19 protein-coding genes are annotated in these 21,247 nt (G+C 69.4%); 9 read left to right on the top strand and 10 right to left on the bottom strand.

Annotation, left to right across the window (positions count from 1 at the left end; genetic code table 11):
- Positions 1 to 17 precede the first annotated feature (17 nt).
- On the top strand, positions 18 to 1,382 hold the full coding sequence (locus NXI30_18100) for a beta-lactamase family protein (protein ID MCR9096142.1): 1,365 nt from the start codon (positions 18 to 20) through the stop codon (positions 1,380 to 1,382).
- A gap of 30 nt (positions 1,383 to 1,412) precedes the next feature.
- Here the strand turns inward: NXI30_18100 and NXI30_18095 are convergent, their stop codons facing one another.
- Together NXI30_18095 and NXI30_18090 are read right to left on the bottom strand one after the other, a co-directional pair.
- Complete coding sequence (locus tag NXI30_18095) at positions 1,413 to 2,231, bottom strand: thioesterase family protein (protein MCR9096141.1); 819 nt, start codon at positions 2,229 to 2,231, stop codon at positions 1,413 to 1,415.
- Between the two features lie 52 nt (positions 2,232 to 2,283).
- On the bottom strand, positions 2,284 to 3,471 hold the full coding sequence (locus tag NXI30_18090; GenBank protein MCR9096140.1) for an LLM class flavin-dependent oxidoreductase: 1,188 nt from the start codon (positions 3,469 to 3,471) through the stop codon (positions 2,284 to 2,286).
- A 111-nt stretch (positions 3,472 to 3,582) separates the two neighbouring features.
- Here NXI30_18090 and NXI30_18085 point away from each other — a divergent pair, with 111 nt between their 5' ends.
- From NXI30_18085 to NXI30_18070, 4 genes are all read left to right on the top strand, one after another.
- On the top strand, positions 3,583 to 4,122 hold the full coding sequence (locus NXI30_18085) for a VOC family protein (protein MCR9096139.1): 540 nt from the start codon (positions 3,583 to 3,585) through the stop codon (positions 4,120 to 4,122).
- A 1-nt stretch (position 4,123) separates the two neighbouring features.
- On the top strand, positions 4,124 to 4,978 hold the full coding sequence (locus tag NXI30_18080) for an SDR family oxidoreductase (protein MCR9096138.1): 855 nt from the start codon (positions 4,124 to 4,126) through the stop codon (positions 4,976 to 4,978).
- Positions 4,979 to 5,078: 100 nt separating this feature from the next.
- Positions 5,079 to 6,554 (top strand): GMC family oxidoreductase N-terminal domain-containing protein, encoded by a 1,476-nt coding sequence (locus NXI30_18075; GenBank protein ID MCR9096137.1) that lies wholly within the window; start codon positions 5,079 to 5,081, stop codon positions 6,552 to 6,554.
- Positions 6,551 to 7,810: a cytochrome P450 gene (locus NXI30_18070; GenBank protein ID MCR9096136.1), complete on the top strand. Its 1,260-nt coding sequence runs from the start codon at positions 6,551 to 6,553 to the stop codon at positions 7,808 to 7,810. Before NXI30_18075 ends, NXI30_18070 begins: the two co-directional genes overlap by 4 nt.
- 10 nt (positions 7,811 to 7,820) lie before the next feature.
- Here the strand turns inward: NXI30_18070 and NXI30_18065 are convergent, their stop codons facing one another.
- The gene (locus tag NXI30_18065) at positions 7,821 to 9,605 is read right to left on the bottom strand and encodes a hypothetical protein (protein ID MCR9096135.1); all 1,785 of its coding nucleotides are present in this window, start codon (positions 9,603 to 9,605) and stop codon (positions 7,821 to 7,823) included.
- 233 nt (positions 9,606 to 9,838) lie between these two features.
- Here NXI30_18065 and NXI30_18060 point away from each other — a divergent pair, with 233 nt between their 5' ends.
- A complete protein-coding gene (locus NXI30_18060) occupies positions 9,839 to 11,122 on the top strand; it encodes an ATP-binding protein (GenBank protein MCR9096134.1) in 1,284 nt (427 codons plus the stop codon).
- Here the strand turns inward: NXI30_18060 and NXI30_18055 are convergent.
- The 6 genes from NXI30_18055 to NXI30_18030 all read right to left on the bottom strand — a co-directional run bounded on the left by NXI30_18055 (position 11,119) and on the right by NXI30_18030 (position 16,810).
- Complete coding sequence (locus NXI30_18055) at positions 11,119 to 12,201, bottom strand: aminoglycoside phosphotransferase family protein (GenBank protein MCR9096133.1); 1,083 nt, start codon at positions 12,199 to 12,201, stop codon at positions 11,119 to 11,121. The genes NXI30_18060 and NXI30_18055 overlap by 4 nt on opposite strands.
- Positions 12,198 to 13,109 carry a sterol desaturase family protein gene (locus tag NXI30_18050; protein MCR9096132.1) on the bottom strand — a complete coding sequence of 304 codons (912 nt, stop codon included), beginning with the start codon at positions 13,107 to 13,109 and terminating at the stop codon, positions 12,198 to 12,200. Before NXI30_18050 ends, NXI30_18055 begins: the two co-directional genes overlap by 4 nt.
- 52 nt (positions 13,110 to 13,161) lie before the next feature.
- Positions 13,162 to 14,037: a TIGR03619 family F420-dependent LLM class oxidoreductase gene (locus tag NXI30_18045; GenBank protein MCR9096131.1), complete on the bottom strand. Its 876-nt coding sequence runs from the start codon at positions 14,035 to 14,037 to the stop codon at positions 13,162 to 13,164.
- An 83-nt stretch (positions 14,038 to 14,120) separates the two neighbouring features.
- A complete protein-coding gene (locus NXI30_18040; protein ID MCR9096130.1) occupies positions 14,121 to 14,420 on the bottom strand; it encodes a hypothetical protein in 300 nt (99 codons plus the stop codon).
- 99 nt (positions 14,421 to 14,519) lie between these two features.
- Positions 14,520 to 15,155, bottom strand: a complete 636-nt coding sequence (locus NXI30_18035; protein ID MCR9096129.1) for a gluconate 2-dehydrogenase subunit 3 family protein — start codon at positions 15,153 to 15,155, stop codon at positions 14,520 to 14,522.
- Positions 15,155 to 16,810, bottom strand: coding sequence for a GMC family oxidoreductase (locus NXI30_18030; GenBank protein MCR9096128.1), 1,656 nt, complete (start codon positions 16,808 to 16,810; stop codon positions 15,155 to 15,157). Before NXI30_18030 ends, NXI30_18035 begins: the two co-directional genes overlap by 1 nt.
- Positions 16,811 to 16,942: 132 nt before the next feature.
- Here NXI30_18030 and NXI30_18025 point away from each other — a divergent pair, with 132 nt between their 5' ends.
- The gene (locus tag NXI30_18025) at positions 16,943 to 18,904 is read left to right on the top strand and encodes a DUF3604 domain-containing protein (protein MCR9096127.1); all 1,962 of its coding nucleotides are present in this window, start codon (positions 16,943 to 16,945) and stop codon (positions 18,902 to 18,904) included.
- A gap of 13 nt (positions 18,905 to 18,917) precedes the next feature.
- Here NXI30_18025 and NXI30_18020 read toward each other — a convergent pair whose 3' ends face one another.
- A complete protein-coding gene (locus tag NXI30_18020) occupies positions 18,918 to 19,421 on the bottom strand; it encodes a nuclear transport factor 2 family protein (protein ID MCR9096126.1) in 504 nt (167 codons plus the stop codon).
- Between the two features lie 149 nt (positions 19,422 to 19,570).
- Here NXI30_18020 and NXI30_18015 point away from each other — a divergent pair, with 149 nt between their 5' ends.
- Both NXI30_18015 and NXI30_18010 read left to right on the top strand, forming a co-directional pair.
- Positions 19,571 to 20,383, top strand: a complete 813-nt coding sequence (locus NXI30_18015) for an SDR family oxidoreductase (protein ID MCR9096125.1) — start codon at positions 19,571 to 19,573, stop codon at positions 20,381 to 20,383.
- 24 nt (positions 20,384 to 20,407) lie between these two features.
- Positions 20,408 to 21,118 carry an SGNH/GDSL hydrolase family protein gene (locus NXI30_18010; GenBank protein ID MCR9096124.1) on the top strand — a complete coding sequence of 237 codons (711 nt, stop codon included), beginning with the start codon at positions 20,408 to 20,410 and terminating at the stop codon, positions 21,116 to 21,118.
- Positions 21,119 to 21,247: the final 129 nt, after the last annotated feature.

Raw genomic sequence — 21,247 nt, 5'->3', positions numbered from 1 at the left:
CACTAGCCTCCCGCCCCATGTCGAAGACGCGCATCGCTCTGGGCCTCGGCCTCTTTCTGCTCGTCCTGCTCGCCGCGCTCGTCGTCTGGCAACGCGACGTGCCGATCGCGGGGACGGGCTGGGTGGCGAAGCGGCTCTGTAGTGCCGTCTTCGTCTCGGGGCGCACGCCCGAGGACGCGGTGGAGGTCAGCCTTCCCCTGCCCGTGCCGATCCCGATCCCGGGCGTCGTAGACGACGAGGCGAGAACCGTCACCGCCTGGTTCGCGAACGCCTTCGCCCCGAGCACGGCGCGTTATCGCGAAGGTCTGGGCTGCACCCTCGATGATCCGAACGGCGGGCCTTCGCCGCTGGACGACGTCGGATTCGCCCCGCGGCCCGGCCCGATCCGGCCGCTGCGCGTCCTCGACCCGGACCCCACGCTCGACGCGGCGGTCGCGACCGCCTTCGACCCGGAATCGGCGCCGGGCTACGGGACCCGCGCCGTCGTCGTGTTCCATCGCGGTGCCCTCGCCGCCGAAGCCTACGCAGAAGGCTTCGATCACCGGACGCCTCTGGCCGGATGGTCGATGACGAAGAGCGTGACGAGCGCGATGGTCGGCCTCCTGGCAGATCGAGGTCGACTCGACGTGAATGCACGCGTCCCCCTCGCGGACTGGCCGCCGAACGATCCCCGCCAGGCGATCACCTGGGACGAGCTGCTCCGGATGAGCAGCGGCCTCCGATTCGACGAGAGCTACGACGCGCCCGGCTCCGACGCGATCCAGATGCTCTTCGGCCACGGGCGGGCGAACCGCGGTCGATATGCGGCCAGCCGTGGCATCGCCCGCCCGCCCGACTCCTTCTGGAGCTACTCGAGCGGGACCACCAACCTGCTCCAGTACGCCATGCTCCAGGTCGCCTTCGAAGGCGACCTCGCGGCCTACCTCCGGTTCCCGCACGAGACCCTCTTCGGTCCGACGGGGATGGCGAGCGCGGTCCTCGAGCCGGATGCGAGCGGCGTGTACGTGGGCTCTTCCCACATGCTCGCGACCGCCCGGGACTGGGCCCGCTTCGGGCAGCTCTACCTCGACGGAGGGCGGGTCGGGGGCCGGACGATCCTCTCGCCGCACTGGATCGAGTACACGCGTACGCCGACGCCGACCAACACCGAAGGGATCTACGGCGCCCATTGGTGGCTGAACACCGACCCCGCCGAAGGCGAGCGCCGCTGGCCGCAGCTCGATCCGGACGTATTCGCCGCGACGGGCTTCGAGGGACAGTACGTGATGGTCGTCCCCCGGCACGACCTGGTGGTCGTTCGGCTCGGCGTGGACCGCGGTCCCCGGATCGACATCGAGGGGCTCGTCGCTCGGATCGTCGACGCGGTCGCGACGCGGAGCTAGCTCGGGAGCCGATCCGGAAGGCCGGGACGCCTAACGCGTCTTCTCCCGGATCAGGACTTCCTGCGCGATGGTCGCCAGGTGGACGCCGCCCCGGGCGTAGACCTGCCCGATGCCGAGCCCCCGCGCCCCCGTCACGCCGTGCCCCATGAAGTCGTGGAGCACCCACTCGTCGTGGCGGCCCGGGCGATGGAACCAGATCGCGTGGTCGAGGCTCGCCCCGACGAAGACGTCGCCGTAGTTCTCCGCGTCGTGGTAGGGATCGGGGCGCTTCGGATGGGCGAGGCTCGCGGCCTCGGTCGGGATGTCGTCCGAGGCGTAGGCGAGCCCACAGGCCTGGAGGATCGGATCCTCCCCGATCTCCTGCGCGATCTTCAGCCAGGCCGCCGAGTGCGGTACGCCCTTCTCGGGCTTGATCGATCGCCGCGAGAGGATCGGTCCCCAGTGGTCCGGCTCGAGGTCCTCCGGCGCCGCCACGCGGGGCATCGACTGGGTCTGCACGTCCGACTGGTTCGACTCCCGGACCTGGAACGACGCCGACAGGTTCAGGATCGGCCCGATCGACTGGCGCGCGACCACGCGGCGGGTCACGAAGGAACGGCCGTTGCGGATTCGATCGACCTCGAAGCGGATCGGCTCCTCGGTGTCTCCCGCGCGGATGAAGTACGCGTGGAGGGAGTGCGGCAGATGGTCCGCGTCGACGGTGTGACAGGCGGCGCGAAGCGCCTGCGCCACGACCTGCCCGCCGTAGAGGCCGCCCCAGGGATAGGCCGGGCCGATCCCCACGAAGACGTCGGGTCCGTGGGATTCGAGCGCCATCAAGCTCTGGAAGTCGGTCACGTCGTACGGCATGGGCGCGCAGGATAGCGGCGACCGGCCGGCCGGAAAGGCGACGCCGGTTCCTTCAGGCGAACTTCGGAATCAGGTGCTCACCCGTCAGGCGGATGCTGCGCATCACGCTCTCCTGACTCACGTGTCCCATCTGCATGAGGCACATCAGCCGGTCGCATCCGATCGACTGGTAGCCGCGCAGCTTGGCCTCGCAGGCGTCGACGTCACCGATCACGACCGACGGAATCGGTTCCATCACCTCGAAGACCTCCTCCGGATCGAGCGGCTGCCCGGCGAGCTGCCGATTCAGGAGCGCGATCACCGGAATCGGATCGTTCAGGTCGAGGTCGTCGTAGATCTCGGGTGCGTCGAGCGCGGCATCGCTCGACGGCGCCGAGTCCTTGAGGTCGCCTCGGATCGCGTCGATCCACGTATCTCTCGGGACGTGGAAGACCGTCGGCGCAGCGTTGATGAACCAGAGCACCGCCTCCGCGGCCCCGGACTCGATCGCGTCGTCCCGCGAATCACAACAGTGCATGAACGTGAAGACCGAGCGCTGGGCGTTCACGAATTTCCCGACCGGCTTCGCCGACTCGAGCCCCTTGTCGTACTCCCGGAGCATCAGAGCCAGGGTATCGAGGGGAGACACGAGGGTCGTCGCGAGGGCGCCCACGCCGAGCTCGCCCGCCATCCGGAACGACTCCGGGCTCGTCGCCGTCTGCCAGAGCGGCGGATGCGGCGACTGCACGGGCTTGGGCACGACGTTCCTCGGCGGGATCTTCACGTGCTCGCTCTTCCACTCGAACGCGTCCTGGGTCCACATCCGCGGGATCATCGTCAGCGCTTCCCGAAGCTGATCGCGCGACGAGTCCGGATCGACCTCGAAGGCTTCCCACTCGGTTCCGCCGGAACGCGCCAGTCCGAGCTCGAGACGCCCGCCACTCACCTGGTCGAGGAACGCCGCGCGCTCGGCGACCCGGAGCGGGTGGTTGATGTTGAAGGGGGCGAGCACGCCGGAATGCCCGAGATGGATCCGTTCCGTGTGCTGGGAGAGGACGGCGAGCATCATTTCGGGGGACGAGCTGTAGGAGAATTCGGTCGCCCCGTGGTGCTCGACGGTCCACCAACAGCCGAAGCCCAGCGCGTCGGCGAGCTTCGCCTGCTCGATCGCGTCTTCGAGGATCCGCCCCTCGAAGGCCGCGTCGGCGACCTGACCAGGGGGCAGCGCGCGCTGCAGCTCGGAGAAGATGTCGAGGATCAAGGGCGCACCTCCAGCTCCCACTCTACCGGAACGAATCCGGTCCGCACTCGCGAACACCGCCCCATCGCGCGAAGATCGAGGCCGGACACCGGAACGAAGGAGGAGCGGGCGATGGGCGGAGACCGAGCGCAGTCGTGGGAGGTGCAATCCCTCTTCCACTTCGTGGTGAACGCTTCGAATTTCGAGCGCTCCCTCGCGTTCTACACGCGGCTCGGCTTCCAGGTCCTGCGCGACAATCGCGACGTCGTCTGGCCCGACTACGTGGGCAGCAACTTCGGCATGCGTCGCGCCCAGGGCCGAGGCGCCCTCCTCGGCCTCGGCACCTCCGAGCATCACACCCGCCTCGACCTGATCGAGTGGCTCGAGCCGAGGTGGAAGAACCCGGACGACCCAGCGGATCCGGATCGCGTCCCGCGCGTGATGGCGCTCCGGACCCGCAACCTCCGCGCTGCCTACGAGGAGCTGCGCGGCGAGGGCTTCGACTTCATCGGCGCGCCGATGGACCCGAATCCGACGACCGGGGTCGAGTCCGTCGTGTGCCTACGCGATCCCGACGGGTACGTCGTCGAGCTGATCGAGTACATGGGCGACCGACTCGGCAGCCGGGTGGACGAGCTCGAGACGCGCCCGGCTTCGGACGACGAGGACTAGCATGCGCACGCCGGAGGTGGGTCTGGGTCTCGAGGAACGGATCGTCTGGGTCGTCGGCGCCGGCGGCGGCGGGATCGGGAGCGCGACGAGCGTCGCGCTGGCCGCGGCTGGAGCCCACGTCGTCGCCCTCGACGTGAACGAGGAAGCGCTCACGCCGACCGTCGACGGCGCAGTCGATGCCCCGGGCACGATCGAACCGCTGGTCGTCGACGCGACGGATCGCGCAGCGATCGAAGCGCTCGTCGATGCGCGCAGCACGGGCGGATCCCTACCGCACGGGATCGTGAACGTCGTCGGCGGGCTCGGCCTCGAACGCTTCGACCGGATCACCCGGGTAGAGGACGACGTCTACGATGCGATCTTCGAAAGGAACCTGCGCGCGACCTGGCTCGTCTCCCAGACCTTCGCGAAGGCGGCGCTACCGGTCGGCCACTCCGCCAGCCTCGTTCACGTCGCCTCGATCGTCGGACTCCAGGCGATGCCCTTCGGCGCGCCCTATGCGATGGCGAAGGCGGCGCTCCTGTCCCTCGCGCGGACACAGGCGCTCGAATGGGGTCCTGGCGGTCTGCGCGTGAACGCCATCGCAGCCGGCACGATCCGGACGCCCCGCGCCACCGACAGCGACGCGACCCTCGATCGACGGACGCTTCCCCTCGGTCGACGCGGCACCCCGGAAGACATCGCTCGTGCCGCCCTCTTCCTCCTCTCGGACCTCTCGACGTGGATCACCGGTCAGGTGATCGCCGTCGACGGCGGCGCTTCGATCAAGCCCAGCTACCTGGACGACGACGGGCTGCCCGTCTTCGTGAACGACGACGCGCTGCGGGCGCGACTGCTCGGAGACGACGCCGACTGAGCGGGCACCCTCGGCGGGCTCGCTATGCTCGATCGCCTCTCGCGGATCAGGGCGCCGCAAGCTCGTACAGAACGCCGCAGGCTCAGCAGGAGACGACCGAATGAGTTGGGACACGATCATCGTGGGCGCCGGATCGGCCGGCTGCGTCCTCGCCGCCCGTCTCTCCGAGGACCCGGGCCATCGCGTCCTCCTCCTGGAAGCGGGCCCGGCGCACGACCCCGGTGCCCTCCCCGAGCAGGTCGAGTACCTCGGCCGCGGCTACGCCTGGCCGATCGAGTGGGGGGAAGAGGTCGACTCGAGCGACGGCCGGCGACTCCCCTACCTGCGCGGGCGCGGGGTCGGCGGATCGTCGAGCATCAACGGCGGCGTCGCCATGCGCGCGGAGCCGGCGGATCTCGCGAACTGGCCGAGGGGCTGGCAATGGGACGAGATGCTGCCCTGGTTCCGTCGGCTCGAGACCGACGTCGAGTTCGGGGACGCCGACTATCACGGCGATGCGGGGCCGATTCCGATCCGCCGCTGGGCCGAGGCCGAGTGGGATCCGACCTACCGCGCCTTCTATGAAGCCTGCCTCGGGCAGGGGATCAGCGAGTGCCCCGACCAGAACGCCCCGGATACGACCGGGGTCGGCCCGATCCCGATGAACCGCGACGGCAAGCGGCGACTCTCCGCGGGACCGACCCACCTCTTTCCCGCCCTGGACCGCGACAACCTCGAGGTCCGCGCCGAGACGCTGGTCGAGCGTGTCGTCTTCGACGGCGAGCGGGCGACCGGCGTAGCCCTCCCCGCTGGCGAGATGCTCGAGGCGAGCCGCGTGATCCTCTCCGCCGGCGTGCTGCACACGCCGCTCCTGCTCTGGCGATCGGGGATCGGTCCCGCCGACGCGCTTCGCGCACGGGGACTGCCGACCTTCGTCGACCTCGCCGGCGTCGGCCGCCACTGGACCGACCACATGGTGATCCAGCTCTCCGCCCCGCTCTCGGCTCGCTTCGAACAGCCCGGCAGCGACGGCATCCAGATCCTCGCGCGGGTCTCCGCAGAGGGGTCGCCCTGGGAGAACGATCTCCAGATCACGCCCTGGTGCGAGCGGGTCGCGCGCGACGCCTACCAGCTGAACCTGAGCGTCTCGCTCCAGCAGCCCTTCGGCGAGGCGCGCGTCGAGACGACGAGTGCCGAGGCCTCCGCGCGCGGACGATTCGACTGGCCCTTCCCGAGCGAAACGGGCAACGTCGAACGCCTCCGCTTCGGCTACCGCCTCGCCGCACGGATCCTCGCGGAGAGCAAGGTCTCCGACGACGCGGCTCCGCTCCGCGCGCTGGGCGACCAGAGCGACGAGGAGATCGACGCCTGGATCGGCGCGAACCACGGCGCCTTCTATCATGGCGTCGGGAGCTGCCGCATGGGCGAAGACGATGACGCTCCGGTCGACCTCGACCTGCGCGTCCGCGGAACCCGAGGACTCTACGTGATCGATGGCGCGACGATTCCGCGGGTCACCCGCAGCAACACCCACATCGTGATCGCCGCCCTCGCGGAGCGCGGCGCCGCGATGCTGCGGGGAGCCGGAAGAGCATGAAGCGAGCCCCGCTCTACTCCTCGACCGCCGACGAGATCCTCTCGCCCGAGGCGATCGAGGAGCCCCAGAAGATCTACGCCCGGCTGCGCGAGCAGCATCCGCTCGCCCGGATCGGCGACTCCGGGGTCCACGCCGTCGCGAGCTGGGCGCTGATCGACGAAGTCCTGGGCCGCGAGGACGATTTCTCCGCGAATCTGACCGGCGTGCTCTTCCGCGGCCCGGACGGCGAGCCCGCGGTCTTCCCCCTCGCGACCGGCGGCAACGCCGTGATCGCCACCGCCGACGAGCCCCACCACGCCGTCCATCGCGCGACGGCGCAGCCACGCCTCGACGCGCGACGCACGACCACGCCCGAGATGGAGGAGCGGGTGCGCGGATGGACCCGACGGGCGCTCGCCCCCTGGCTCGACGCGGGCGGCGGCGACGCCGTCCCGATCGCCGAAGTCGTCCCCGCCCTCGCCGTCGCGTACCTGCTCGGCCTCCCGGAAGCCGACGTCGCCGACTTCCGAACCTGGTCGATGATGGGCGGCGACATCCTCGCCGGCGAAGCCGACCACGGCCGGCTGACCTTCCTCGCGACCGAGTCCGCGAACATGGCGCGCTACCTGGCGCGCCACTTCGACGTCCTCGACTCCCCGGACCCCGCGCCCGACGCGCCGCTCCTGAACGCCCTGGCCCTCGCGACCCGGGACGGACGCATCGCGCGAGACGAAGCCATCGGGATCGCGATCGTGATGTTCGGCGCCGGCGGCGAGTCGACGGCGGCCTTGATCGGCTCGACGCTTCGCGTGCTGGCGGAGGATCCGGCCCTCGCAGATCGGCTTCGCGCAGACCCGACCCTCGTCCCGCGCTTCGTCGAAGAGGTCGTGCGCCTCGAGCCGCCGTTCAACTTCCACTACCGCGCGGTGCGCCGGGACTGCAGCCTCGGCGGATACGATCTCGCGGAGGGCGATCGGCTGATGCTGCTCTGGGCCTCCGCGAACCGCGACCCGGCCGTCCTCGACGACCCCGACTTGCTTCGCCTCGACCGCAAGCATCCCAAGAAGCACATGAGCTTCGGACGGGGGGCCCACTTCTGCATCGGCGCGCCGCTGGCACGCCTCGAAGCGCGCGTCGTCGTCGAGGAGATCCTCGCCGCGACGAAGCACGTGGCGCCGGATCGCCCCGAGCGTGGTCGCCCCGCCTGGGCCCGCTACGCGAAGAGCATCTTCATTCGACGCCTCGAGGGTCTCGACCTGGTCGCCGAGCGCCGCTGAGACAGCCTCTCTAGCGCCCGAGGAAGCGGCCGATGCCTTCGCGGAGCGCGTCCTCGGTGGCCTTGCGATCGGCTTCTTCCGCCGCGCTCCCCTCACCGTCCTTGCGCTTGCCGAAGATCTTGTCGGTCAGCGCTTCCGCCGCCCGGTTCTTGAGCTCGTCCTTCGCCTTGCCCGAGAGCGCGGTGAGGTCCGGGGCAATGGTCGGGGAGTCGGTCGTCCCGCCGATGTGAAGCGGGAGCACGACGATCCCGTCCTGCCCGAGGACGGACTCGAGTCGATCCGCCTTCGCCAGGATCTTCTCCGAGAGCGCCTCCGAGAAGCGGAAGCTCCCGTCCGCGGACAGCGCTCCATCGAGCCCGACCTTCCCGACCGCGTCGATCGCGAAGTCCCGCGCCGCGATCTGGAGGTCTCTCGCGTGGATCGTCCCATCGAGGATCTCGAGGGCCATGCCGATCCCGTCGAAGGGTGTGCGGTCGCCCGACAGCGCTTCGGGCACGACGTCCCGGATCGAGGTCGCCGCGAGCTGACCGATCCCCGGATCCGCGGAGAGCCGACCGACGAGGGTGTTCAGCACGTTCACCTGTTCGAGCGCCCCCGCGCCGACGTCGAGGCGAAGCTTGCCCACGAGACTCTTCTTGAGCGACTCCCATTCGAGGCTGTCCCCGGCCAGGTCGACGTCGCCGCCCAGGGTTCCGGTCACCGCCTCCGCCGGCACCCCCATCAACACCGCGGCCAGCTCCCCGGCGTCGAGGTCCCGCATCTTGGTCTTCAGATCGAACGGCGACGCCCCGGGCGGGCCGAGGAGGACGTCACCGGTCAGCTCGATCGTCCCGCTGGCCAGGCCGATCGCCACCTGGTCCAGGGTGACGGCGGAACCGGTCGCGACCGACCGGTAGTTGACGTCGATGGCGATGTCCGAGAGGTCGAAGCCGGCGAGGCGGGCCTCGCGCGAGCGGATCGAGACCGGATAGCCCTCCGTCGGCGGATCCGGGGTGAGCTCGACGTCGATGCGCAACGCGTCGAGGCGCTCGATCGTCTCGCCTTCCTCGAGGCGGACGCCGAAGAGCGCCGGCAGCAGAGAGGGGCTCTCGAGGACGACCGTCCCGTTCAGCGGATCCAACGCCGCGAGTCGGACTTCGCCCTCCACTTCACTCGCGAGCCCTTCGTCCGCGGGCTCCGAGGAACGGACCCGACCGGAGAAGTCGATCGCGATCGGGCCGTCCAGGGTCAGGTCGGTGCCCGTACTCATGAAGTCGTCGATCACGAGGGCGAGGCCGTCGGGGCTCGTGCGGTCCTCGTAGACGAGGGTTCCTCCATCGATCTCGAGGGCGGCGATCGCGAGGGCCATCGAGCCCGAGGCCCCCGACTCCTCCTCGGGCGGCGGCGCCGGAGCGGCCTCCCCGCCCCCACCGAGGCTCGCGAAATTGAAGCCCTCCGCGGTCTGGATCACACGAATCGACGGCGCATCGAGTCGGATCCCGCTGACTTCGATCCGTCCCGAGAGCGCCGGCAGGATGCGGACGCCGACGTAGGCGTCGTCGAGGGAGAGGAAGTCGGGCTTGCCGAAGCGCGGATCCTCCGAGACCCGGAGTCCGGCGACCCGAACCGCGAGCCCCCCGGAGAAGGCGACCTCGGCCTTCTCGAAGGAGACGTCCCGCCCCGCCGCATCGCTGGCGATCCCAGCAAGGGTGTCCCGGTTCTCTTCGAGATACCCGTTCAGGTTCGACACCGCGACGAAGACGACGACGATCAGGACGACGAACACGACGGCCAGACCGATCAGGAGCTTCCGCATCCATTTTCCCCCATTCGCGTGGTCGGCGTCGCTCGAGGAACGCCCCACTCCGGCGTAGAGTGCGGGATCCCGCGGATCGGATCAATCGCGGGCTTCCCGGGGAGAAGACCCGCGCTGGAAGACAGGTGTTCCCCCGGCTTCGGCGAACACGGGTCAGCGATCGCCCACGCGGGACGGATGACCTCGGGCCGACGGCGTGCGAGGATCCAGGCTCCCCGGACAGGAGGCCCGGATTGTCCCAGCGACGTGACTCCGAGCACGCCGAACGGCCCGACGCGCATGCACTCGGCGGCCGACCGTCGATCGAGGACGACGACCGGCCGACTCGCTCGGACCGCGACGCACTCGTCGAAGCGATGATCGAGAGCGAGGCGCGCTATCGGACGATCTTCGAGTCGGAGCCCGCCTGCGTGAAGCTCGTCGCGCGTGACGGTTCGCTTCTGTCGATGAATCCCGCCGGACTGGCGATGATCGAGGCCGATCGCGAGGAAGAGATGATCGGGGCGTGCGTCTACGACCTCGTCGTGCCCCGCGATCGCGCGGCGTTCATCGCGCTGAACGAGCGCGTCTTCGAGGGAGAGCACGCGCGGCTGGAGTTCGAGATCGAGGGCTGCAAGGGCACCCATCGCCAGATGGAGACCTTCGCAGCGCCGCTCGAGGACGAGAATGGCCGGATCGTGGCCCAGCTCGCCGTGACCCACGACATCAGCGACCGAAAGCTCGAGCAGGCGGAGCTCGCCGCGTACCGTGAACGCCTCGAAGCCCTCGTCGCCGAACGGACACGTGAGCTCGAGGCCTCCCGAGAGGACGCACGCCGCAACGAACAGCTCGCCGCGCTGGGCACCCTCGCCGCGGGCCTCGCACACGAGCTGAACAACCCCCTCGGTACGATCCTGATCGGAACCGAGATGGCGGCCCTCACGACCGACGAGGAAGAACGGGACGAGGCCCTGGCCGGCATCCGGCGGGACGTCGAGCGGTGCAGCCACATCGTGAAGAGCATGCTGCGCTTCGGTCGCAACGAGTCCTCGGAGAAGCGCTCGATCTCGATGAACGACGTCGTGCGACGCGCGCGCGACGACGCACGCCACCAGACGCGCGGTGCGGGTGTCGAGCTCGAGGTCGACCTCGACGCGAGTCTCCCCGCGATCGACGGGAACGCCACGGAGCTCGCGCAGGTCCTTCTGAACCTGATCCAGAACGCTACGAACGCCAGCTCGGCCGGCGGCCGGATCGAGATCACGACGCGTTGGATCGCAGACGACCTTCGCACCGAGGTCGAGTGCACCGTCCGCGATCACGGGATCGGCATGTCGAAGGACGTGCTCGCGCGCGCCCGCGACCCGTTCTTCACGACCCGATTGCACGCAGGTGGGACCGGACTCGGGCTCTCCGTCTCGCACGGCATCGTCGCCGACCACGATGGCCGGCTCACGATCGACAGCGACGAGGGACGCGGGACCCGCGTGACCGTCGCGCTCCCCGCCCGCGGCGCTGAAGTCGCGCGCAGGCCCTAGGCCCCATCCTCGACGGGGAAGACCGACTCGAGGATCGAGACGCGCGCATCGCGGCAGCTTCGCGCGGCCTCGACGAGGGAGAGCTGGCCTTCCGTTCGCACGAGGTTGTGATCCGTCGCGCGACGGAACCGGTCGCGATCCCAGGCGAAGTAGGATTCCTCGAGTGCGTCCGTCGCGTAGCGCGTGGCCAGCTCCAGGGCGATCCGCTCCGTCGCATCGACGAGCGAATCGCGCTCCGCGCGATCGATCGGGCGACCGTAGCCCTGGGCGAAGCCCCGAATCGACGCCTCGAAGACCTCGAGGTCGAAGACCGCTTCCCGCTCGTCCTCGCCTCGCCGGTTGCACCACGACCGCCAGGCGTCCCCCCACTCGCTGTGGAGCGGCGCCCGCATCAGCGTGTCGAAGTCGATCAACGCGACCGCCTCGTGGCGGGCCGGCGGCTCCTGGCCGGCGAAGAGGACGTTCGAGATCTTGAGGTCGGCGTGGATCACGCGATCCCGCGTCGCGGGGACCTCCCCGAGCGCCGCGAAGCCCGCCTCGATGCGTGCGTGCAGGCCCGCGACGTCCGCCCGTCGATCGTGATCCGCATGCGCCGAGAGCGCCTCGACGAGACGCCGGCGATAGAGGGGCGTGTCTCGAAACGGAATGCCCATCGGCGCCAGGGGAGCGTCGAAATCGTCGAGGGCCGCGTGGAAGCGACCGACGAGCGCCCCGGCGGACCGGGCCTGCGGGGTGGATTGCAGGCGGTGGAAGCTCACGCCCTCGAGTCGCGTCAACAGGCGGAAGCGCCCCGCCGCGCCGAGATCCAGGCTGAAGTTGCCGTCGGTCGTGGCGACCAGCTCGAAGGTCTCGAAGCCGCGCGACGCCAGGTGTCGCGTCACCGCCACGATGTTGTCCTGGATCGCCGGCGAGAAGACGTCGCTCACGCGCTGGAGCACGAAACGCCCGCCCGCGTTCGCATTCAGGCGGACGGTCTGATGGAGCAGACCCGTCACGCCCGGCTCGACCTCGAACCCGCCCGAGAGCGCGCTCCACGCGCGCTCGAGCTCGACCGACGGCAGGCTCGCCTCCTCCGTCACAACCCCGCCTCCGCCCGGAGCGTCTTCGCCCGCTCGTCCGGTCCGTCGTGGCTCCAGCCGGGCGCGTCGAAGAAGTAGCGGAGCGCCTTCCGGAGGCTCCCCGCCCGTCGCATGTCGCGGAAGAGCGACGCGTGACCGTGGACGAGCACCGTCCACGGGTCGAAGGTCCCGAGGTTCTTCGTGAGGCCGTACACGACCGGCTCCTCGTCGAGCTCCGGACTGAAGGTGCCGAAGAGCTTGTCCCAGACGATCAACACCCCGGCGTGATTCCGGTCGAGATAGCGCGTGTTCGAACCGTGGTGGACGCGATGGTGAGACGGGGTGTTGAAGACCGCTTCGAACCAGGCAGGCAACCGACGGACTGCCTCGGTGTGCGTCCAGAACTGATAGGTCAGATTGACGCCCATCATGAGCAGGATCATCGCCGGATCGAAACCGAGCGCCGCGATCCAGAGCCAGAAAGCGGGCTTGTACACCCGCTCGACGACGCCCTGTCGGAGCGCCGTGCCGAAGTTCATGTACTCCGACGAGTGATGATTCACATGACCCGCCCAGAAGAACCGGACCTCGTGGTTCAGGCGGTGGAACCAGTAGTAGGTGAAGTCGTCGAGAAGGAAGAGGACGACCCAGGCCCAGGGCTGTCGACCGACGACGTCCCGCAGCGGACTCCATTCGTGGATCAGGGACATGAGCGCGATCAGCAGCGTCTTCGGCACGATCTCGATCAGGACCGAGCCGATCAGCATGCACTGGGACGCAATGAAGTCGCGGCCGTGATACAGGCCCCGCCTCGCGCGCGCCGACCAGATCGCCTCCACCACGATCGCCAGAAAGAAGATCGGGAGCACGTACTGGATCAGCTCGTCGTCCAGCAGCGTCTGAAGGGCGGTCTCGATTCGGGACGTCATGGCGGCGGGATGATGCCCCGGCGTGCCGGGCGCGGCCAACGCCGCGCCCGCGCTAGCGCACCTTGTGGATGACGTTCTCCGCGAACCAGTTGATCTGGGCGATCTTCTCGTCGAGGGTCTGCGTGTCCGGGGTCCCGTCGTACGGGTTGCGGAAGGCGAAGATCGCCTCGGTCACGCCGAGGTCCTCGAGCCGCTTCACACCGTCGACGCTGAACGCCTCGGCGCCCATCGACTGGTACTCGAAGGGCTCGTTCTCGCGCCCGTACTCTTTCCGGTAGCCGTCGATCTCGTCGACCATCGCCGCGAGGTCCTCGTAGGAGCCGCCCGCGTGGATGAAACCGTCGGCGACGCGCGCCGCGCGGCGAAGCGCCGGCTTCGCGTGGCCGCCGATCAGGATCGGAACCGGGACCTTCGGGACCGGCGTGACCTGCATGGAGTCGATCTGGAAGATCTCGCCGTCGTATCCGAAGTAGTCGCCCGTCATCAGACCGCGCAGGATGTCGAGCATCTCGTCGAGCCGCTTCCCGCGCTTCTCCCAGGGAATCTGGCAGGCGGCGAAGTCGTCGGGCCAGGGGCTGATCCCGACGCCGAAGGTGAAGCGACCAGGGAACATCGTCCCGAGCGAGGCGAGCTGCTTGGCTACGACGACGGGCTGGCGGATCGCGAGCTTGTAGACGGAGGTCGAGAAGCGGAGCTTCTCGGTCACCGCCGCCATGGCCGGTACCACGACGAAGGGTTCGAGAAAGGGCACGCCCTCGAGGAATTCCCGATCGCCGGTCCCGTTGTAGGGGTACTTGCTGTCGGACTCCTCCGGATAACAGATGCTGTCCGGAAGGGTGAACGTATCGACCCCCGCCTCCTCGCACGCGAGCGCGAGCGGCAGGTAGAAGTCGGGGTTGCACATCGTGGCGTGGTAGGCGAAGCGCATGGAATCTCCTGGAGCGCCGCACGGGCAGAACGGCGCCGAACCGAAACTCTAACGAGACGGCGGGCGGGTGGGGAGCCCCGGAGCTAGTGGATCTCGCCCTCGTCGAGAGAGAGGACTTCCGAGAGCTGGCTGGCATGGAGCAGCAACTGGTCGAGGAGCATCGCGACCGGCGGACTGAGATCGAAGCCCATGAACGCGCTCGCCGAGAGCTCCATGAAGGGCTCCGCGAGATCGACTGCGTCATGGGCGTTCGTCATGCCGGCGTGGATGCGCCCGAAGAACGCCGCCTGATCCGCCTTGCCCTCGGCTTCCGCGCTCTCGCGCAGGACGTCGAGGATCGGCACCAGCTGTTCCTGGGCGTATTCGAGGGGTTCGAAGGGCACGGGATGCTCCGGCGGCCATCAGGCGGCCTGCCGGACCCTAGGTTCCGGATCCCGCCTGTGAAGACCGCTCCCCTGCGCGCCTCGGCCACGCCCGCTGCCCTAGCGCTCCCAGACGGGCACGACCGGCGCCTTGCCCTCGACCTGATCCGGCGTGAAGCCGCCCCGGCGATGGCGGGGCCCGGGATAGCCGGCGACCCGCCAACCGGCGTAATCGGCGTTTCCGCCGTAGGACGGATCCGCGAGGAACCCCACGATCGTGTGCACCCGCAACGTCTCGAAGAACACGGGCGAGGGCAGCTGCCCGCCGATCGTCCATTCGGCGGCAGCGCCCTTCTCCAGATCCCCGAGCACCGCATCCTGCTCCGCCGGCGTGAGCTCGACGAACGCCTTCCCGTGACGGGTGCGGGCGACCCCGTCTAGGGCCGGGAGCCCACCCTTGTAGAGCGGAACGGCGGCGGCGTCCTCGTTCGCCAGGGCCTTGTCGATGAAGTTCACGCAGTTGGCCTCTTTCGCGCCGGGCTCTCGATCGGTCGGGATGATCCGCGCCGTCGCGGCCTCGAGGGTCGCCCATTCCGCCTGGGACAGGACGACCGGCGCGGTGCTCTCGGCGGCGGCCCGGGCCGCCTCGGGTCGCGGAAGGTGGAGCGCGACGAGCACGCCCGCGCCGTAGATCCCGCCCCGCTGGAGGAAGGCCCGCCGATCGAGAACGTCGCGTCGCTGGTCTTCGTGGGACATCAGATCGATCCCTTCTTCGCTTCGCGGATGAAGTGGTCCGCGACGCGATAGGCGTTGGCGAGGATGGTGAGCGTCGGGTTGTAACCGCCCGTCGTCGGCATGAAGCTCCCGTCGACCACCCACAGGTTCGGCACCTCGTGACTCCGGCACCACCTGTCGAGGACCGACCTCGAGGGGTCGTTGCCCATGCGTGCCGTCCCGTGATTGTGGGCATTGCCCTTCTGGGCCTGGGTCTTCGAGATGTGGACTTCGGGATTGCGACCGGGGGCGACGTGCTTCGCCCCGGCGGCCTCCGCCACCTCCATGAGCTTCTTCTCGTACCATTCGTACATCGCGAGGTCGTTCTCGTGGTGGCGCTTCGTGACGCGCGGGACGGCCAGCCCGAAACGATCCTCGACCTCGGGATCGAGGTCGACGCCGTTCTCCTCCATCGGCATCTCCTCCCCGATCAACGCCAGGGTCAGCGTCCGCGGAAACGCCCGGATCCGATCCTTGAGCCCGGCTCCCCAGCTCGATCCGAAGCGGTGATCCCCCGCGAGAACGACCGAGTAGGCGATCGGCTGATGGGTGAACGTGTTCAGCTCGCCGACCACGCCACCCCGGATGAAGCCGCGTTTCGGATCGCTCGCATGCAGGTCGTCGAAGGCCGCGTGGCTCTCGAAGCCGGCATAGGTCCGGAGGTCCTCGTCGAAGACGCCGACCACCGAGGGATGATGGTGGAACGTGAGATTTCGCCCGACCTGCCCCGAACCGTTGGCGAGGCCGTCCGGGAACCGGTTCGACTTCGACAGGAGCAGGAGCTGGGGCGTGCCGATCGCGCCGGCCGACACGATCGTGTGTCGCGCGCGCACTTCGTGGGCGTTGCCCTTCGCGTCGAGGTAGCGCGCCCCGGTCACGCGACCCCGGTCGTCGACGGGGAGCTCGTAGACCATCGCCTCGATCCGCAGGTCGAGCTTCTTCGTTCGCTCCGCCCGAGGAAGGGAGACCGAGAGCGTCGTCGCCTTCGCGTGGATCGGGCAGCCGTAGGCCCGACACGCCCCGCCGTACATGCAACGCGGCCGGCCGCCGTAGGGCCGCGAATTGATCGCCTTCGGAACGGGGAAGGGGTGGTAGCCGAGCTTCTTCGCGCCCGCCGCGAACTTCTTCGCGGAGACCCGCTCGGGATGGCGCGGATTGGGGAGCGGCGTCTTCTGCGGCGCGCCGAAGGGGTTCATCGTGTGATCCCCGGCGACGCCGAAGTCCTGCTCCGCCTTCGTGTAGAAGGGCTCGAGCTCGTCGTAGCTGATCGGCCAGTCGGCGAGGTTGGCGCCGGCGAGCGGCCCTTCCTTCGAGAGCACCTCGAAATCGTCGGGTCGGAAACGCCAGGACCAGGCCGCCCAATGGGTCATCGTTCCGCCCACGCAGTGGGCGAGATGGCTGAATCGGCCGGTGATCGAATCGCTCTCCGCGTCGAACCGATAGGTCTCGAGCTGATGGGGCGAGAAGACCTGATCACGGATCACGTTCTTGAGCTCGTCGTCGTCGAAGTCGAGGGGGCCGACGCGCCCCCCTCGCTCCAGCGCGACCACCCGGAACCCGGCCGCCGTCAGCTGGTCGATCATGACCCCGCCCCCGGCGCCGGTCCCGATCACGCAGACATCGTATTCCTCGGCCACGCATTCCCTCCCGCCGGCACCCGCGGTGGCGCCGCGCCTCCGATCATCCCACGTCGATGGCACCGTGAAAAGTCGACGAATCCCCTACCATCGCGACCGCGCGTCGCCGCTGGCGCGCCTGGAGGCCCTCGCGTGCGAATCGTTTCCCCGATCCCTCTGGACGCCGTCGCGCGCGCCCTCCTGCTGGCCCTCGCCTGCGCCGCGCCGCCCGCCGCCGCGGACGACCCCGCCGTCCCGGACGAAGCCACCGCCCGATCCGCCGCCCCCGCGCCGCTGGCGCCGTACTCGACGCCTGCCCATGCGCCGATCCCCCGGACGCCGCTCTGGGGCGATACCCACCTCCACACCCGCCTCTCCCAGGATGCCTACAGCTTCGGTGTGACCCTCGACTCCGACGACGCCTACCGCTTCGCGAAGGGGGAGACCCTCGTCGCGACCCACGGCCAGAAGGCCCGCCTGGACCGACCGCTCGACTTCCTCGTGATCGCCGATCACGCCAACGGCCTGGGCTCGATGGACGCACTCGTCGCCGGCAACGAGAAGCTCCTCGCCAACGACCGGCTGAAGGAGTGGCGCCGCCTGCTGGTCGAGGTCGGCGGCGCGAAGGCGGGCCTCGCGATCTCCGAGGAGGGCCGAATGCAGGGCTGGCCCACCGAGCTGAACGATCCCGAGATCGTCGCTCCCGCCTGGAGCCAGGTCGTCGAGGCCGCCGAACGCCACAACGCGCCGGGCCGCTTCACCGCGTTCATCGGGTACGAGTGGACGTCCTGGCCCGGCGGCAGCAACCTGCACCGCGTCGTCGTCTATCGCGACGGCGCCGATCGTCTGAAGGACCGCCTCCCCTTCTCGGCGTTCATGAGCGACGACCCCGAGGACCTCTGGGCCGCGCTCGGGCGCTACGAGGCGGAGACCGGTGGGAAGGTCCTGGCGATTCCGCACAACGGCAACCTCTCGAACGGCCTGATGTTCCTCCCCGAAACCCGGGCGGGCGAGCCGATCGATGCCGACTACGCGAAGCGACGCGCGCGCTGGGAGCCGCTCGTCGAGGTCACCCAGATCAAGGGCGACGGCGAGACCCACCCCTTCCTCTCGCCGGACGACGAGTTCGCCGACTACGAGAGCTGGGACCTCGCGAACTTCGCCGGCGTGCCGAAGACCGACGACATGTTCCAGTACGAATACGCGCGCTCGGCGCTCCGGGTCGGCCTGCGACTCTACGGCGAGCTCGGCGTGAACCCCTTCCGCTTCGGCATGATCGGCTCGACGGATTCCCATACTGCGCTCGCAACCGCCGACGAAGCCAACTTCTTCGGCAAGCACAGCGCGGGGCAGGAGCCGAGCGCACGGCGCCCCACGAGCCCCGTCGGCCACTCCGGGGACATCACGATCATGGGCTGGCAGCAGGCCGCCTCGGGCTATGCCGCGGTCTGGGCGACGGAGAACACGCGCGAGGCGATCTGGGACGCGATGGCCCGGCGCGAGGTCTACGCGACCACGGGGCCGCGAATCACGCTGCGTTTCTTCGGGGGCTGGGCCTTCGGCGACGAGGACGCCGACGCCTCGGACCCCGCGCGGCTCGGCTACGCGAAGGGCGTGCCGATGGGCGGGGCGCTCGGCGAGAGGCCCCGCGGCAGCGTGCCCTCCTTCCTGATCGCCGCCCAGCGCGACCCGATCGGCGCGAACCTCGATCGTCTCCAGGTCGTGAAGGGATGGCGAGACGCGTCCGGCGAGACCCACGAGCGGGTCTACGACATCGACTGGTCGAAGAACGATCCGAATCGACGGGACCGTCGCCGCATCCGCCGAAACGGGAAGCTCGATCCGGTCGGCGACACCCGTGATCTCGCGAACGCGAGCTACACCAACGCCATCGGAGCGGCGGAGCTGTCGACGGTCTGGCGCGACCCGGACTTCGATCCCGCCGAGGCGGCCTTCTACTACGTCCGTGTCCTCGAGATTCCGACGCCGCGCTGGAGCGACTACGACGCAGCGGCCTTCGGCGCGGCGCTCCCCGACGAGGCGAAGGCGATCGTCAACCAGGACCGCGCCTACTCGTCGCCGATCTGGTACACGCCGCCGACCGAAGGCGGCTAGACGCGAGCCGGGGCTACCACGAGACGGGCGCGTCGTAGCCGACGACGCCGTCGAAGTGGACGGTGCCCTCGACGCCCACGTCCGAGAGCGTTCGCGCGAGAATCTTCCACTCGCCGTCGATGCGCCGCCATTCGTCGCGGTAGATCGCCGAGTGCTTCATCACGCTCTTCTCGCCGCTCGTCGTCTCCTGCATGTGCATCAGGTAGCCGTAGGTCGTCGACCAGGCTCGGTCGCCGCTCTCGTCGAAGCGCACCATCGGGTTGCACATGTTGTGTTGCGTACAGCGAAAGACCGACAGCTTGGTGAGCCAGGGCTTCATCTCGGTCCAGGGGCCCTTGCTGCCGCCGTCGGTGTCGTAGTGGATGACGGAGTCGGGCAGGAAGACGCCGTCGAGATCGTCGAAGCGGCGGTGGTCGATGCACCAGCCGTAGAAGAAGATCCGTTGCTGGATCTCGGCGAGATCGGCGGCCTGCTGCGGGGTGAAGCGGCCGGGGAGCTGAACGTCGGGGTGGCTCATGGCGAGGGGCGCCTCCTTTGCGATGCGTGGTCGAGCGAGGGTAACGGATCCGAGGGGCCACTCGGGAGGTCCCGGGCGACTCGCGCGAGCGAGGGCTAGTCTGGTTCGCCCGTCGGCGTCGCTCCGACGCCCCTCCGGAGGAGACCCCCATGAAGACGATCGCGATCACCGGCGCCGCCAGCGGGATCGGCGCGGCCACGGCCGCTCTGCTCGCCCGCGAAGGCCACAAGACCATCGGCATCGACCTGAACCCCGCCGAGGGCTGCAGCGAGTCCTTCACCGCCGATCTCGCGAGCCCGGATGGCCGTCAGGCCGCGATCGCCGGGATCCTCGAGCGATGCGACGGAAAGCTCGACGGCCTGGTGCCCTGCGCCGGACTCTCGGGCCTTCCGGATCGCCCGGGCAGCCTCCTCGTGAGCCTCAACTTCTTCGGCACGATCCAGCTGATCGAGGGCCTCCACGACGCCCTCGCCGCGAGCGGAGAGGCGTCGGTCGTCGGCCTCTGCTCGAACTCGACGACCACCGCGCCCAACCCGCCGATCGAGCTCGTCGAAGCGCTGATCGCGGGAGACGAGACGGCGGCCCGCGCGGTCGGCGACAAGACCGGCTCGATCGCGGCCTACCCGGCGACGAAGATGGCGCTGGCCCGCTGGCTGCGCGCCCGTGCGGTCAAGGAGGAGTGGATCGGGCGGGGCATCAACCTGAACGCGGTCGCGCCGGGCAAGACGATGACGGCGATGGTCGAAGAAGGAATGAACGACCCCATCCTGGGCCAACACATGGACAAGTTCCCGATGCCGATCGGTCGGAACGGGAAGCCGGAGGAGATCGCGGAGCTGATCGGCTTCCTGCTCTCCGACAAGGCACGCTTCATCGTGGGCTCGATCTTCTTCGTCGATGGCGGGACCGACGCCCTGCTCCGCGCCGACGACTTCCCGTCGCCCTGGATCATCCAGGGCTAGGCCGCGCGGTCGCGGAATCCTCCGATGCTCAAGAAGATCCTGCTCGCCGTGCTCGCGCTCGCTGTCCTCGTGGTCGGGGGTGGCGCCCTCTATCTCTTCGTGCGCGGCGACGCGATGAACGAGCCGGACTTCTGGGCGTCCGAGATCGAGGCCTTCGAAGCCGCGGATGCGACCGCCCCGCCCGAGCCCGGACGGATCCTCTTCACCGGCAGCTCGAGCATCCGTCTCTGGAAGACCCTCGAGCGGGACATGGCGCCGATGCAGGTCCTCAATCGAGGCTTCGGCGGCGCGCACATGTCCCACGTCGTCCACTTCGCCGACCGCGTGATCACGCCCTACGCGCCCCGCGCCCTCGTGATCTACGTCGGCGACAACGACATCGGCGCCGGCAAGACACCGGAGACGGTCGTCTCCGACTTCCAGGCGCTGGTCGCCCACGTCCGCGCCGACCAGCCCGCGCTGCCGATCTACTACATCACCATCAAACCCTCGCGGCTGCGCTGGGACCTGTGGCCTCTGATGGACGAGACGAACGATCGGATCGCGCGGATCGCGGACGCCGACCCGCGGATGACCGTGCTGGACATCGGCGCGCCGATGCTCGACGTCGGCGATGGAGACGCTCCGCCCGCCGATCTCTTCTGGATCGACGGGCTCCACCTCACCGAGAAGGGCTACGCCCTCTGGACCGAGGTCGTTCAGCCGCGGCTGCTCGCCGATCTCGGCGCCGGCTGACGCCGCGAGCCCGTCGGGCGCGGGTCTGGGCCGGTCCTCGCCCGGATGGTCCCGCGCCGCCAAGTGTTGTAGACACTCGGCGCCCGTTGCGGCGAGCCCCGCCCCGATCGCGCCGTCGATCGGATCGAG

The sequence above is a fragment of the bacterium genome, assembly GCA_024742285.1.
Classification (GTDB): domain Bacteria; phylum Myxococcota_A; class UBA9160; order UBA9160; family UBA4427; genus UBA4427.
Note: the sequence above shows the minus strand (reverse complement) of the source record. Positions and strands in the feature narration are given on the sequence as shown.